We start from the raw sequence: 15,564 nt of genomic DNA, 5'->3' as shown, positions 1-15,564 counted from the left end.
TTAAAATGATATAAAAGTGATATCATTTTTATATCAGGAGGCGATCATATGAAAGAAAAACAAGTATTTTATGTAAATGGTTTTCTCGGTATTATTGGAATTTTGATTTTAGCTGCTATCGGTGTATTTTTCCTTGCACAAGAAATTTTCATAGGAGCGGCACTAACTATTATATTAGCCGCAGTTCTCGCTACAGGTATCGGTATTGTTCAACCGAATCAAGCAAAGGTTATTACGTTCTTCGGTAATTATTTAGGAACAATTCGTCAAAACGGTTTATTTTTAACGATTCCGTTCGCATTCCGTCAAACTGTATCTTTACGTGTTGAAAACTTTAACAGTAAAAAATTAAAAGTAAATGACGTTGATGGAAATCCAATTGAAATTGCAGCTGTTATCGTATATAAAGTTGTTGATTCTGCAAAAGCAATGTTTGGTGTTGAACATTATGATCGATTTGTAGAAATTCAAAGCGAAACGGCAATCCGCCATGTTGCAACAAAATATCCTTATGACAATTTCCAAGATGAAACCTGCGTTACGTTACGCGGAAATACTGAAGAAATCTCTGAAGAATTAAAACGTGAGTTAGAGGCGCGTCTTGAAATTGCTGGTGTAGAAGTATTAGAAACTCGTTTAACGCACTTAGCTTACGCAACAGAAATTGCCCATGCAATGCTACAACGCCAGCAAGCAAAAGCAGTATTAGCTGCTAGAAAAGAAATTGTTGAAGGTGCTGTGAAGATGGCGAAAGATTCCATCCATATGTTAGATGAAGAAGGCGTACTAGAACTCGATGACGAGCGTAAAGCAAATATGGTAAACAACTTATTAGTTGCCATCGTTTCAGATAAAGGTGCGCAGCCAGTTATTAATACAGGAAGCCTATACTAAGGGCTATAAGTAATTATGGCTAAAAAGAAAAGCTTTCCATTACGTATTGATCCTGAATTACACGCAGTCATCGAAAAATGGGCAAATGATGAATTTCGTAGCGTCAATGCACACATCGAGTATTTACTTCGAGAAATGGCAAAGCAAAAAGGGAAATTAAAAAAAGATAAAGATGCATAAAAAATCCCGCTGATTCCTCAGCGGGATTTTTACATATTAACTTTTCGTCATCTCATGCCCAATTGCACGATATCCTATATCACTTCGATAAAATAGACCATCACTCTCAATTTTACCGATTTCTTTATATACTTTATCTTTTGCTTCTTGTAAACTATTTGCCTTACAAGCAACAAATAATACACGGCCACCGTTCGTTACAAAGTCCCCATGTTTCATTGCTGTACCTGCATGGAAAACAATCACATCTTGCAGTGCATCTAGTCCGCTAATAATATTACCTTTTTTATATGCTTCTGGATATCCTTTAGAAGCAAGTACAACACCGATTACCGCTTCTTCTGACCATTGTAACGTTAGTTCACTTTCATCTAATACAGCGTTACATACATCAACTAAATCGTTTTCTAATCGAGGTAATACAACTTCTGTTTCAGGATCACCGAAGCGTGCATTAAATTCAATTACCTTCGGACCATCATTTGTTAAAATAAGACCTGCGTATAAAATACCTGTAAACGAACGGTTTTCTTCAATCATCGCCTTAGCAGTTGGATGCAATACGGTTTGAATCGCTTCTTGAACTGCTGATTCTGGAATTTGTGGTACTGGAGAATATGCACCCATTCCGCCCGTATTTGGACCTTTATCACCATCAAAAGCTCTTTTATGATCTTGGGCGATTATCATTGGATGTACAGTTGTTCCATTCACGAATGCCATTAATGAAAATTCTTGTCCATCTAAAAACTCTTCAATAACGACCTTCTTACTTGCCGCGCCGAATTTCACATCTTGCAGCATTTCTTTCACAGCTTGTAATGCCTCTTCAAGCGTCATCGCTACCGTTACACCTTTACCAGCAGCTAGGCCGTCAGCTTTAATAACGATTGGTGCACCAACTTTTTGAATGTACTGTACTGCTTCTTCATAATCTGTAAAAGTTTCGTACGCCGCAGTTGGAATATCATACTTTTTCATAAGCTCTTTTGTAAAAGCTTTACTACCTTCAATAACAGCAGCCGCTTTATTCGGACCAAATACGCGAAGTCCCTCTTCTTTAAAACGATCAACAATTCCATTCATAAGCGGAATTTCTGGTCCAACGAAAGTTAACTCAACATTATTCTCTTTTGCAAATAAAACTAATGCATCAAAATCATTTTCATCAATATCAACTGGTGTTGCAACATCTCTCATACCTTCATTACCTGGTGCTACATATACCTTTTCTACTTTTTCAGATTGTGCAAACTTCCAAGCTAAAGCATGCTCACGCCCACCGCGGCCAATTACTAAAACATTCATATTTCATCCCCCAATAATTAAATAAGTACAAACTAGAAGCTATGCTCCTAGTTTGCTTTTTCATATCAATAAAAGGTTATCTCGACCAGACTTTTTAAACATCCATATCAATAAAGGTTTAAAAAGGAGGATTAAGAGAACCGAGCAGGTCGAGGCGCATTTGCCAGGAGGACACGGAGTGTAGCTTTCCTACATGAGTACCGCACTGGCGATGCAACGACGACATGCGAAGGTTATCTTAACCGGACTTTTTAAACATCCTCTATTAGTGTTTGAAATGACGTACGCCAGTGAACACCATAGCAATCCCATAAGTATCTGCCACTTTAATAGAATCTTCATCACGGATCGATCCGCCCGGTTGAATGATTGCTGTAATTCCTGCTTTTGCTGCTTCTTCTAATGTATCTGGCATTGGGAAGAAAGCATCAGATGCAAGCGCGCTACCTTGTGCTTTTTCACCAGCTTGTGCAATTGCGATTTTTGCAGAACCTACACGGTTCATCTGTCCCGCACCGACACCAATTGTCATATCATCTTTCGCTAAAACAATTGCGTTTGATTTCACATGTTTTACAACTTTCCAAGCGAGTTTTAAATCTTTCCATTCTTGCTCTGAAGGTTCACGTTTCGTTGGAATTGAAATTGTACTTTCATCTAATGATAACGTATCTTCCTCTTGAACAAGAAGTCCACCTTGTACAGAAGTTAGTTTTTTGCTTGCACTTGTCGCTTTTTCAATATTTATAGTTAATAAACGTAAGTTCTTCTTACTTTGCAACACTTCTAAAGCTTCTTGCGAGAACGAAGGTGCGATAACAATTTCTAAGAAAATTTCATGTAACTTTTCTGCTGTAGCTTTATCAATTTCACGATTTGCTGCAATAATACCGCCGAAGATTGATACTGGATCTGCTTCATAAGCACGAGTATATGCTTCGTGAATATTAGTTCCTACTCCAACACCACATGGATTCATATGCTTTACTGCTACTACTGCTGGTTCTGTAAATTCTTTTACGATGCTAAGCGCTGCGTCTGCATCATTAATATTGTTATACGATAATTCCTTACCGTGTAATTGTTCTGCGTATGCAACAGAAGACGTTGCTGCGAATGGCGCTTTATAGAAAGTTGCTTTTTGATGTGGGTTCTCGCCATAGCGTAAGTCTTGCTTTTTCTCAAATGTCACAGTTAATGTTTCTGGACTTTCTTCACCCATTTGCTCTGTTAAGTAGTTAGAAATTAACGCATCATACGCTGCTGTATGACGGAATACTTTCGCTGCTAGTTTACGTTTTGTTTCCTCTGCTACTTCACCGTTCTCTTTCAGTTCTGCTAACACAATATCATAATCTACTGGATCTACAATTACCGATACGAATTTATGATTTTTCGCAGCAGAGCGAATCATTGTTGGGCCACCGATATCAATATTTTCAATTGCATCAGCAAATGTTACATCAGGCTTAGCGATTGTTTCTTTAAATGGGTATAAGTTAACAACAACAAAGTCAATTGGCTCTATACCTAACTCATTCATTTGTGTTACATGTGTTTCATTATCACGAACTGCTAATAGACCACCATGAATATTTGGATGTAATGTTTTCACACGGCCATCCATAATTTCAGGGAAACCAGTTACTTCAGAAATGCCGATTACTTGTAAGCCATTTTCTTCTAGTAACTTTTTCGTACCACCTGTTGAAATAACTTCAATCCCTTGTTCTAGTAACCCTTTAACAAATTCTACTACTCCTGTTTTATCTGAAACACTTACTAATGCACGCTTTTTCATTTATCCTTCACCCCTGGTTGTATGTTAGTTAACAGTTGATTCTTTCACAGACTGAACAATTTGATTCACTGTATTTACGTATAATTTATGTTCAACTTGTTGAATTTTCTTTTGTAAGCTTTCTCTCGTATCCCCTTCAGAAACAACCACTGCTTCTTGTGCAATAATTGGCCCTGTATCCATACCTGCATCTACATAATGAATTGTTACTCCAGTTACTTTCACACCTGCTTCTAACGCTTGACCGACAGCATCTTTACCCGGAAAGCTCGGTAGTAATGATGGATGAATATTAATAATCTTCCCGCCGTATGCTTCTAGTAACGTCGGCCCGATTAAACGCATATATCCAGCTAAAATAACATAATCAATTTCATATTCTTCTAGCTTCTTTAATATCTCTTTTTCAAACGCTTCTTTTGACTCATATGCTTTCGCTGAAAAAGCAAAACACGGAATATGATGATAATTTGCCCGTCCAACAGCGCGTGCTTCTGGTTTATCACATACTAATAAACTAATTTCTGCATCCAATCTTTTTTCTTCTACCGCATTAACGAGAGATTGAAAGTTAGATCCGCTTCCAGAAGCAAAAACTGCTAATCTACTCATAGTGCTGTGCCCCCATTAAAAGTAACGCCAGCTCCTTGTATAGTACGTCCAATAATACGAGCCATTTCTCCTTGCTCTTCAAGAAGACGAACAACATCTTTTGCATCTTCTTCCTTCACTGCTACTACCATACCAATACCCATGTTAAAAATATTGAACATTTCTTTCTCTTCCAGTTTTCCAACTTCTTGAAGCAAACTAAAGATCGGCTGAATTTCCCAAGATCCTAGTTCAATCTCAGCACCGATTCCTTCTGGCAACATGCGTGGAATATTTTCAATAAATCCACCACCTGTAATATGCGCCATACCGTATACTTCATGTTTCTTCAATAGTTCTAAAATAGGTTTGACATAAATTTTCGTTGGTTTTAATAATTCTTCACCAAGAGGTAGTTCTAAGCGGCCATAAATACGCTCTAAAGATAGTTCCCCATCTTCTAATAACACTTTTCGTACTAAAGAGTAACCATTGCTATGAATACCGCTAGATGCTAAGCCAATTAGCACGTGACCAGCTTCAATCTTTTCACCTGTTACAATTTTCTTTTTATCAACAATCCCAACTGTAAAACCAGCTAAATCATATTCTTCCGTAGAATACATTCCTGGCATTTCAGCTGTTTCTCCACCGATTAATGCACAACCAGCTTGGCGACAGCCCTCTGATATACCTTTGACGATGTTTTCAATTTTACTAGGTTCAGCTTTACCACAAGCAATATAATCAAGGAAGAAAAGCGGCTCTGCTCCTTGGACAACAATATCATTTACACACATTGCTACTGCATCAATACCAATTGTGTCATGTTTATCTGCCATAAAAGCGAGCATCAATTTCGTTCCCACGCCATCTGTTCCAGATACTAATACAGGTTCTTCTAATGCAAATTTTGATAGATCAAACATACCTCCAAAACCGCCTAAACCGCCTAGTACTTCTTTTCTCATAGTTGTTTGTACGTGTTTTTTCATGCGAGATACCGCTTCATATCCAGCTTCAATATCTACTCCTGCTTGCTTATATGCATTCGCCATCGTTATTTACACCTCGTCTTTTAATTTCTCCCCATCCAGGGCGGGCTATTTTAAGAAAGGATCTAGCTCCTACATCAAAAGAAGTAGAAGCTTTTCTCACTTTTCTTATTTCATACTTTCTAAAAGCTCTTGCTCATAATCATAAAGAGCTGTTGGATAGTCCCCATTAAAGTAAGCCATGCATAGGCCGCCATATTTCCCTTCATATGGACGTCCAATTGCATCTACTAATCCATCTTCACTTAAAAATGTTAAAGAATCTGCTCCGATCATTTCACGGATTTCTTCTACTGTATGATTTGCTGCAATTAATTCTTTTCTCGTTTGAATATCAATACCATAGAAACATGGATATTTCAGAGGTGGTGAAGCAATTCTTACGTGAACTTCTGTCGCTCCAGCCTCACGAAGCATACGAACAATTCGTTTACTTGTCGTTCCTCTTACGATAGAGTCATCAATCATAACAACTCGTTTCCCTTCAACTACACCTCTTACTGCGGAAAGCTTCATCTTAACCCCTTGCTCGCGCAGTTCTTGAGAAGGTTGAATAAACGTACGTCCAACGTAACGATTTTTAATTAATCCTAACTCATATGGAATACCTGTCGCCTCCGCATAGCCAATCGCAGCTGAAATACTAGAGTCTGGTACACCAGTAACAACATCTGCTTCAATAGGAGCTTCTGCCGCTAAACGTTTCCCCATATTCTTACGTGCTGCATGGACGTTAACACCAGCAATATTTGAATCTGGGCGTGCAAAGTAAATGTATTCCATACTGCAAATTGCATGTTCTACATCATTTGTGAAACGATCCACGTGAATTCCTTCATCATTAATGACAAGTAATTCACCCGGTTCTACATCGCGAATGTATGTTGCACCTACTACATCAAAAGCACATGTTTCTGACGCTACAACGTAAGCATCCCCCATCTTTCCAATTGAAAGCGGACGGAACCCATTCGGATCTAATGCAACGATCATTTCATTTCCAGTTAGTAAAAGATACGCAAACGCACCTTTCACTTTATTTAAAGCCTCTTTTACACTTTCAATTAAAGAATCTTTCGTGCTACGTTTAATAAGATGTAAAAGTACTTCTGTATCTGAACTAGTTTGAAAAATACTGCCCTCTGCTTCTAATTCACGACGAAGCATTTTTGCATTAATTAAATTTCCGTTATGAGCTAACGCCATACTATGATCGGAAAAACGGAACAACAATGGTTGAACGTTAGCAACTTCACTTCCACCAGCTGTTGCATATCGTACATGTCCGATTGCTGATTTTCCATTTAATCCTTCTAGCTCACCTCTTGAAAACACTTCTGATATTAAACCTAACCCCTTGTGACCGACGATTTTTTCCCCATTATTTACGACAATGCCTGCGCCTTCTTGCCCACGGTGCTGTAAACTGTGCAATCCGTAGTATGAAACTTGTGCTGCATTTTCATGCCCCCAAATTCCGAAAACGCCACATTCTTCGTTTAACCCCTTTATTTCAGCAAGCATGGGATTGCCCCTTTCCAAGCCTTTCTCATTTCATCTACATTTGCTGTAAGTAATACTTCATTTTCTTCATTATGAATTGTTACTTCATTTGTACTTGTTACTTCTCCAACTTGGATTGCTTCTACCACTTTCTCAAACGCCTCTTTATTTTCACGTTTTACAGTTATCACGAAACGAGACTGTGATTCAGCGAATAATGCTGCTGTTGCTTCTCCATCTAATTTCACAGTAGCACCTAAGCCTTTAGCACCAATTGCACTTTCTGAAATCGCAACTGCTAAACCACCTTCAGCAACATCATGTGCAGATTGAACAAGACCAGCTTGAATTGCTTCTAATACTTGTTTTTGGCGTTTTAATTCTACATCTAAATCGATACTTGGTGATTGACCGAAAATTTTGCCGTGAATCATTTTCTGTAATTCACTTCCGCCAAACTCAGCTTTCGTCTCACCAATTACATACACTAAATCACCAGCTTGCTTAAACTCTTGTGTTGTTACATGTTTTAAGTCATGCACAAGTCCGACCATCCCAACAGTTGGTGTTGGATATACAGCTTCACCACTACGCTCGTTATACATCGATACGTTTCCGCCGATAACTGGTGTTTGTAATGTGCGACAAGCTTCACTCATACCGTCTACTGATTTCTCAATCTGCCAGAAGATTTCTGGTTTTTCTGGGTTCCCGAAGTTTAAGCAATCTGTAATTGCAAGTGGCTCTCCGCCAGAACATACGATATTACGCGCTGCCTCTGCTACTGCAATTTTACCGCCCATCTCTGGGTCTAGATAAATGTAGCGAGAGTTACAATCTGTCGTCATTGCTAATCCTTTTTCTGTACCGCGTACACGTACAACTGCAGCATCTGAACCTGGCGTAACAACTGTGCTTGTGCGAACTTGGTAATCGTATTGATCGTATACCCACTCTTTACTTGCAATTGTTGGTTGCTGTAATAAAGCGAATAACGTTTCTTTATAATTTTCTACTTTTGGCGTTTCCATTTTCATTGCTTGGAATTCAGCAAAGTATGCTGCTTCTTTTGATGGCTTATGATAAATTGGTGCTTCTTCTGCTAAAGCATCTGCTGGAACTTCAGCTACCTTTTCACCTTTATGGAATAAACGAAGCATTTTATCTTCTGTTACTTTCCCCATCGTAACCGCTGCAAGACCATACTTCTCAAATAAATCTACTATTTCTTGTTCTCTACCTTTTTTCACGACAATTAACATACGCTCTTGTGATTCAGATAGCATCATTTCATATGGTGTCATTCCTGTTTCACGCTGTGGTACATCATCTAAGTACATTTCAATACCCATTCCTGCTTTACTTGCCATTTCTGCAGATGATGATGTTAAACCAGCCGCACCCATATCTTGAATTCCAACAAGTGCATCGGATTGAATTAATTCTAAACACGCTTCAATAAGAAGCTTTTCCATAAATGGATCCCCTACTTGAACCGCTGGACGTTTCGCTTCTGAGCTTTCAGATAGTTCTTCCGACGCGAATGTTGCACCGTGAATACCGTCACGACCAGTTGATGCTCCTACGTACATTACTGTGTTACCAGCACCGTGCGCTTGCCCTTTTTTAATGTCTTCGTGGTTAATCAAACCTACGCACATTGCATTTACAAGTGGATTTCCTTCATAACATGGATCAAATTGTACTTCGCCGCCAACAGTCGGAATACCGATGCAGTTACCGTATCCTGCAATTCCTGCTACTACTTCTTCGAATAAATATTTCACACGTGGTGACTGTAATTCACCGAAACGAAGTGAGTTTAATAGAGCTACCGGGCGTGCTCCCATAGAGAATACGTCACGAATAATACCACCAACACCTGTTGCAGCTCCTTGATATGGTTCAATAGCTGAAGGATGGTTATGACTTTCCATTTTAAATACAACTGCTTGATTATCACCGATATCTACAATTCCAGCACCTTCTCCAGGTCCTTGCAGAACGCGCTCACCTGTAGTTGGAAACTTACGAAGAACTGGTTTCGAATTTTTATAACTACAATGTTCAGACCACATTACAGAGAATAACCCTGTTTCTGTATAATTTGGCAGACGACCTAAAATCTTTTCAACCATGGCAAACTCTTCGTCTGTTAGCCCCATTTCCGCATATATACGCTCTTCTTTAATTTGTGTTGGATTTGGTTCAAGCATTAACGACATATGTTTCCCTCCACTGTTTTAAGATAGATTGAAAGACTTTTAACCCTTCAGCACCGCCAAGTAATTCATCTACAGCACGCTCTGGATGTGGCATCATACCAAGTACATTTCCTTTTTCATTTACAATACCAGCAATATCTGAAACGCTACCGTTAGGGTTTTCTACGTAACGGAATGCGATTTGATTGTTCTCTTCTAATTGTTTAAGCGTCGCTTCATCACAATAGTAATTCCCCTCACCATGCGCGATTGGAATATTAATTACTTCATCTTTTCCATATTGTGATGTAAACATCGTTTCATTATTTTCAACACGCAACTGAACAGTGCGACACATAAATTTTAAGTTTTCGTTTCTCATTAACGCTCCTGGTAGTAATCCTGATTCAACAAGAATCTGGAATCCATTACATACACCTAAAATCGGCTTTCCTTGCTCAGCAGCTTTTTGCACTGCTTTCATTGCATTAGCAAAGCGAGAGATAGCACCGCAGCGTAAGTAGTCACCATAAGAAAATCCACCTGGTAGTAGAATTGCATCATATTCATCTAGATTCTCTGTATCGTGCCAAACGTAATCTACTTCTTCGCCAAGCTCATCTTTAATTGCATGGAACATATCGACATCACAGTTCGAACCCGGAAATACTATTACGGCAAATTTCACTGTGCGACAACCTCCTCAACTTCATAACGGAAGTCTTCCATTACAACGTTCGCTAATAGTTTTTCACACATTTCCTTTACCTTGCTATCTAAATCAGATACAGATTTATCAATTGTTAGTTCCATGTACTTTCCGATTCGAACATCTTGTACTTCTGTGAATGAAAGACTATGAAGTGCTCCTTTTACTGCTGTTCCTTGTGGATCTAATACGCTTTCTCTTAATGTTACATATACCTTAACTTTATACATGTGAAATTCCCCCTAAACGTTTTAAAATCTCTTCATAAGCATCTGTTAAATTTCCAAGATCGCGACGGAATACGTCTTTATCAAACTTTTCATTGCTCGTTTCATCCCATAAACGGCAAGTATCCGGTGAAATTTCATCCGCTAAAATGATTTCTCCTTCTTCCGTTACACCAAACTCTAATTTGAAATCTACTAATCTTACACGACAGCTTGCGAAATGATCAATCAACACTTGATTGATTTGTAGAGCCATATCTCGTAATACACTTACTTGCTCTGGTGATGCAACGTTTAATACACGAATATGATCTTCCGTTACAAGCGGATCTCCTAAATCATCATCTTTGAAGTAAAATTCTACGATTGGTTCTGCAAGTACAGTTCCCTCTTCCATTCCTAATCGTTTTGAAAGACTTCCTGCAATTACATTTCTTGTGACAACTTCTAAAGGAATAATACTCACTTTTTTAACAAGTTGTTCTGTTTCAGATAACTTCTCAACAAAATGTGTTTTAATTCCCACTTCTTGTAACTTTCTGAACAATAAAGTTGTAATTTCATTGTTCAAACGACCTTTTCCTGTAATCGTCTCTTTTTTCTCCCCATTGAAAGCAGTCGCACTATCTTTGTACTCTACCCAAACCATATCTGCTGATTCTGTACGATAAATTCTTTTTGCCTTACCTTCATACAGCAATTCTAGCTTTTGCATTTCGCAAGCCCCCTGTAGTTTGAAAAATGTGAATAATGTTTTTATAAAGAATGGCACAGAATGACTCTATTCTGTGCCATATGAAATTTTACGCTTCGTTTAATCCAAGGCGTTCAAAGATTGTATCAACGTGTTGCATATGATGCTCATAGTTGAAGCATTCATTAATTTCTTCTTGTGTTAACTTGCTTGTAATACGCTCATCAGCTTCTACAAGCTCTTTAAATTGTACTTGTGTTTCCCAAGCTTCCATCGCTTTAGGCTGTACGATATCATAAGCTTCTTCACGTACCATACCTTTGTCGATTAGTGTAAGCATTACGCGCTGAGAATAAATTAAGCCGTATGTTCTTGTCATATTGCGTTTCATATTCTCTGGGTATACAGTTAAGTTTTTAACGATATTACCAAAGCGATTTAACATGTAATTTAATGCGATTGTAGCATCTGGTAAAATTACACGTTCTGCCGAAGAGTGAGAAATGTCACGCTCATGCCATAATGGAACATTTTCGTAAGCTGTCATCATATAACCGCGGATAACACGAGCTAAACCAGTCATATTTTCAGAACCAATTGGATTACGTTTATGTGGCATTGCAGAAGAACCTTTTTGACCTTTTGCGAAAGCTTCTTCAACTTCACGTGTTTCACTCTTTTGTAAACCACGAATCTCAACTGCCATCTTTTCGATAGATGTTGCAATTAGTGCAAGTGTTGACATGTAGTGTGCGTGACGATCACGTTGCAATGTTTGTGTTGAAATTGGTGCTGCTTCTAATCCTAAGTTTTCACAAACATATTTTTCTACGAATGGATCGATATTTGCATATGTACCAACCGCACCAGATAGTTTACCAACACGAACTGTATCAGCAGCTTGTTTGAAACGCTCTACGTTACGTTTCATTTCTTCATACCAAAGACCAAGTTTTAAACCAAATGTTGTTGGTTCTGCATGAACACCATGTGTTCTTCCCATCATGATTGTGTATTTATGCTCTTTCGCTTTGTTAGCTAAAATGCTTACAAAGTTTTCTAAGTCTTTTAATATGATTTCATTCGCTTGTTTTAAAATGTAAGATAACGCTGTATCTACTACGTCTGTAGATGTTAAACCGTAATGAACCCATTTACGTTCCTCACCTAATGCTGGCGTTTCGGATACAGCACGAGTGAATGCAACTACGTCATGACGTGTTTCTTTTTCAATTTCATAAATACGATCAATATCAAATGATGCATGCTCACGAATTTTCTTAACATCTTCTTTTGGAATATCGCCAAGCTCAGCCCATGCTTCACAAGCTAAAATCTCAACTTCTAACCATGCTTTAAATTTGTTCTCTTCCGTCCAAATTGCACCCATTTCTGGGCGTGTATAACGACTAATCATCTTTTTCCCTCCAACAGTTGTTCTTGATGGTCCCAAATATGCAAACTCTTCGCTTTTTCTAGAGCGACTTCAATATTATCATTTAAAATATTAACATGCCCCATTTTTCGCTGTGCTTTTGCTTCTTCTTTTCCATACAAGTGTAAATAGCACCCGGTTAATCTATTCACTTGTCTTAGGACCCCTTCTATATGTTCGCCTAAAATGTTTACCATGACAACTGGTTTTAACAAATTTGTTTCTCCTAGAGGTAAATTACAGATTGCTCGAATATGTTGACCAAATTGACTCGTCTCACATGCATCCTGTGTATAGTGTCCTGAATTGTGAGGTCTTGGCGCTAATTCATTAATATAAATCTCACCATTATCTGTAGCAAACATCTCTACAGCTAGTGTTCCCACAAGTTCTAATTCATCCGCAAGTACCTTTGCATAAGCAATTGCTTTTTGAGAAAGCTCTTCTGTAATGCGAGCTGGAACGATAGATTCATGTAAAATGTTATTTACATGAATATTTTCTGCTACTGGAAACACTTTTGTTTCACCACTTACACTACGAATCACAATAACTGATACTTCTTTTTCAAAAGGCACCCATTTCTCTAAAATACATTCTGCTTTATCCACAAGATTTCTTGCTGTCTCAACATCAGCTTCACTTCTTAAAACAACTTGTCCTTTCCCATCATATCCACCTGTCGTCGTTTTTAAGACGGAAGGGAATGATAACTCAGCAATTGCTTCTGTAAGCTGATCTTGATTTTGAACTAATCTATACGTTGCTACTGGTAACCCAGCCTTCTCAATCGCATTCTTTTCTGTAAAACGATTTTGCGTTGTATTTAACAACTGACTACCTTGTGGTAAGTACGCATGTTTTTCAAGCCATTGTAAACATCTATAATCAATATTCTCAAATTCATATGTGACAACATCACTTATCTCTGCTAAATGCTGAATTGCTTTTAAATCATCATATAGTGCAACAATTTCAATATCAGCAACTTGTGCACATGGTGAATGCTTTGTAGGATCTAAAACAGCAATTTTATATCCCATTTCCTTAGCTGCCAATGCCATCATTCTTCCTAGCTGGCCGCCTCCAATAATACCGATTGTTTTTCCAGGTAAAATGATCCTCGTCATACTAGCTCACTACCTTCACGCACATCTTTTTCAATCGCTTCTCGTCTCAATTCTAATGCATCATGTATATCATCATGGAATGATCCAAGTATTTGTGCGGCAAGTAATCCAGCATTCGTTGAACCGGCTTTACCAATTGCAACAGTTGCAACTGGAACACCTCCTGGCATTTGGACGATGGATAATAATGAATCTAAGCCGTTTAATGCTTTTGATTGAACTGGAACTCCAATTACAGGAAGATTTGTCTTCGCTGCAACCATTCCTGGTAAATGTGCTGCTCCACCAGCTCCAGCAATAATAACTTTCAATCCACGTTCACGAGCCGTCTCTGCATATTCAAACATATAATCCGGAGTCCGATGAGCGGATACAACTTTTTTCTCATACGGTATATTTAATTCATCTAAAATGTCACAAGCATATTTCATTGTTTCCCAGTCTGACGTGCTTCCCATTATGACTCCAACTAGTGATTTCATATTAGAATCCCCCCGATTCAAATAAAAAAAGCCTGAAATAGAACAGTTTCTCTTTTACTATGAGAGAAAGCGCTCTACTCAGGCATACGTATCCCTTGTGAATAGAAAAATACCGAGTGACTTTCCCTCATAGTCTAACGAATAACGGTCGTTAGGTAGAGACTTGCAGGCCATATCCCCGCGATTATATGAGGTCTTATATTATTGTTTCTATGGTTATATTAACAATATTTCATAAACAATGTCAATAAATAATCGAATGTTTTTTTATTAGTAGTCAATAACGTTCGTGTTTTAGTTATATTCAAAAGAAGAATTGCAACTATATGCAAGAAGAAAAGGGAATTAGAATATATATTTCTAGAGATCTATTTTACGTATAATCGTTTAAATGGCACTTCAGTATGTTTTAAATCAATATATATGCACTCTTGTATTATTATAACGATTTAATTTCTAAGGAGGATAACTGTTAAAGAAAGAACTATGCTATTATCCTATTTATTTTTCTCTATTGCAGTAATTTCTGTAATTATTAAATACTTATTTATAGCATCTCATTATTTAAAATATATACTTATGATAGTAATAATTTGTCCTATTTTAAGTATTACTTTAGCGACATTAGGAAAATCAGGAACACAAAAAATCATTGCTATTATTTTAAACAGTCTCTATTTCATTCTTTTTTCGTCTTTAGCTTTATTAAATTTATGGATTATAGCCTTCGGTAAATAAAAATAAACACAAAAAAACCTAAGTCGAAACGACTTAGGTTTTTGCTTGGCGACGTCCTACTCTCACAGGGACAAGGTCCCAACTACCATCGGCGCTAGAGAGCTTAACTTCCGTGTTCGGTATGGGAACGGGTGTGACCTCTCTGCCATCATCACCAAACTATGAAGGCATATTCCTTCAAAACTAGATAACATTTGCTACATATTATATGGTTAAGTCCTCGATCTATTAGTATTCGTCAGCTCCACATGTCACCATGCTTCCACCTCGAACCTATCAACCTGATCATCTTTCAGGGATCTTACTAGCTTACGCTATGGGAAATCTCATCTTGAGGGGGGCTTCATGCTTAGATGCTTTCAGCACTTATCCCTTCCGCACATAGCTACCCAGCTATGCCCTTGGCAGAACAACTGGTACACCAGCGGTGCGTCCATCCCGGTCCTCTCGTACTAAGGACAGCTCCTCTCAAATTTCCTACGCCCACGACGGATAGGGACCGAACTGTCTCACGACGTTCTGAACCCAGCTCGCGTACCGCTTTAATGGGCGAACAGCCCAACCCTTGGGACCGACTACAGCCCCAGGATGCGATGAGCCGACATCGAGGTGC

General features: G+C 38.3%; 15 protein-coding genes, 2 rRNA genes and 1 riboswitch (1 of these 18 only partly in view). Of the genes, 3 read left to right on the top strand and 14 right to left on the bottom strand.

Going from position 1 to position 15,564, the window contains the following annotated elements:
- The first annotated feature begins 48 nt into the window (after positions 1–48).
- Together DN407_RS01755 and DN407_RS01750 are read left to right on the top strand one after the other, a co-directional pair.
- Positions 49–894, top strand: coding sequence for an SPFH domain-containing protein (locus tag DN407_RS01755; RefSeq protein WP_000660669.1), 846 nt, complete (start codon positions 49–51; stop codon positions 892–894).
- 15 nt (positions 895–909) lie between these two features.
- The gene (locus tag DN407_RS01750; RefSeq protein ID WP_001085171.1) at positions 910–1,074 is read left to right on the top strand and encodes a type II toxin-antitoxin system antitoxin; all 165 of its coding nucleotides are present in this window, start codon (positions 910–912) and stop codon (positions 1,072–1,074) included.
- Positions 1,075–1,110: 36 nt separating this feature from the next.
- On the opposite strand, the gene purD is transcribed toward DN407_RS01750, so the two are convergent.
- The 12 genes from purD to purE form a co-directional block, all read right to left on the bottom strand.
- Positions 1,111–2,382, bottom strand: a complete 1,272-nt coding sequence (gene purD, locus DN407_RS01745; RefSeq protein WP_098022940.1) for a phosphoribosylamine--glycine ligase — start codon at positions 2,380–2,382, stop codon at positions 1,111–1,113.
- 265 nt (positions 2,383–2,647) lie between these two features.
- Positions 2,648–4,183 (bottom strand): bifunctional phosphoribosylaminoimidazolecarboxamide formyltransferase/IMP cyclohydrolase, encoded by a 1,536-nt coding sequence (purH, locus tag DN407_RS01740; protein WP_149215955.1) that lies wholly within the window; start codon positions 4,181–4,183, stop codon positions 2,648–2,650.
- Positions 4,184–4,207: 24 nt separating this feature from the next.
- Positions 4,208–4,795 carry a phosphoribosylglycinamide formyltransferase gene (purN, locus tag DN407_RS01735; RefSeq protein WP_000088589.1) on the bottom strand — a complete coding sequence of 196 codons (588 nt, stop codon included), beginning with the start codon at positions 4,793–4,795 and terminating at the stop codon, positions 4,208–4,210.
- A complete protein-coding gene (gene purM / locus DN407_RS01730; protein ID WP_001262439.1) occupies positions 4,792–5,832 on the bottom strand; it encodes a phosphoribosylformylglycinamidine cyclo-ligase in 1,041 nt (346 codons plus the stop codon). Before purM ends, purN begins: the two co-directional genes overlap by 4 nt.
- Positions 5,833–5,937: 105 nt before the next feature.
- Positions 5,938–7,353, bottom strand: a complete 1,416-nt coding sequence (purF, locus tag DN407_RS01725; protein ID WP_000879032.1) for an amidophosphoribosyltransferase — start codon at positions 7,351–7,353, stop codon at positions 5,938–5,940.
- Entirely contained in the window at positions 7,338–9,557 is a 2,220-nt protein-coding gene (gene purL, locus DN407_RS01720) for a phosphoribosylformylglycinamidine synthase II (protein WP_000055564.1), read from the bottom strand. Before purL ends, purF begins: the two co-directional genes overlap by 16 nt.
- Entirely contained in the window at positions 9,541–10,224 is a 684-nt protein-coding gene (gene purQ / locus DN407_RS01715) for a phosphoribosylformylglycinamidine synthase subunit PurQ (RefSeq protein WP_000666787.1), read from the bottom strand. Before purQ ends, purL begins: the two co-directional genes overlap by 17 nt.
- On the bottom strand, positions 10,221–10,475 hold the full coding sequence (purS, locus tag DN407_RS01710; protein WP_000278823.1) for a phosphoribosylformylglycinamidine synthase subunit PurS: 255 nt from the start codon (positions 10,473–10,475) through the stop codon (positions 10,221–10,223). The genes purQ and purS overlap by 4 nt, the downstream gene beginning before the upstream one ends.
- On the bottom strand, positions 10,468–11,187 hold the full coding sequence (gene purC / locus DN407_RS01705; protein ID WP_001170544.1) for a phosphoribosylaminoimidazolesuccinocarboxamide synthase: 720 nt from the start codon (positions 11,185–11,187) through the stop codon (positions 10,468–10,470). The genes purS and purC overlap by 8 nt, the downstream gene beginning before the upstream one ends.
- Positions 11,188–11,275: 88 nt before the next feature.
- Entirely contained in the window at positions 11,276–12,583 is a 1,308-nt protein-coding gene (purB, locus tag DN407_RS01700; protein ID WP_000625682.1) for an adenylosuccinate lyase, read from the bottom strand.
- Positions 12,580–13,731, bottom strand: a complete 1,152-nt coding sequence (gene purK / locus DN407_RS01695; protein WP_000196765.1) for a 5-(carboxyamino)imidazole ribonucleotide synthase — start codon at positions 13,729–13,731, stop codon at positions 12,580–12,582. Before purK ends, purB begins: the two co-directional genes overlap by 4 nt.
- Complete coding sequence (purE, locus tag DN407_RS01690) at positions 13,728–14,213, bottom strand: 5-(carboxyamino)imidazole ribonucleotide mutase (RefSeq protein ID WP_000839367.1); 486 nt, start codon at positions 14,211–14,213, stop codon at positions 13,728–13,730. The genes purK and purE overlap by 4 nt, the downstream gene beginning before the upstream one ends.
- Positions 14,214–14,323: 110 nt before the next feature.
- Positions 14,324–14,425, bottom strand: a riboswitch (purine riboswitch).
- Between the two features lie 274 nt (positions 14,426–14,699).
- On the opposite strand from purE, the gene DN407_RS32025 reads away from it, so the two are divergent.
- Positions 14,700–14,951 (top strand): hypothetical protein, encoded by a 252-nt coding sequence (locus DN407_RS32025; protein ID WP_097842733.1) that lies wholly within the window; start codon positions 14,700–14,702, stop codon positions 14,949–14,951.
- 43 nt (positions 14,952–14,994) lie between these two features.
- On the opposite strand, the gene rrf is transcribed toward DN407_RS32025, so the two are convergent.
- A 5S ribosomal RNA gene (rrf, locus tag DN407_RS01680) occupies positions 14,995–15,110 on the bottom strand.
- Positions 15,111–15,159: 49 nt separating this feature from the next.
- Positions 15,160–15,564, bottom strand: a 23S ribosomal RNA gene (locus tag DN407_RS01675); it runs 2,517 nt beyond the window's last position.

The sequence above is a fragment of the Bacillus sp. JAS24-2 genome (assembly GCF_008274905.1).
GTDB lineage: Bacteria > Bacillota > Bacilli > Bacillales > Bacillaceae_G > Bacillus_A > Bacillus_A cereus.
Note: the sequence above shows the minus strand (reverse complement) of the source record. Positions and strands in the feature narration are given on the sequence as shown.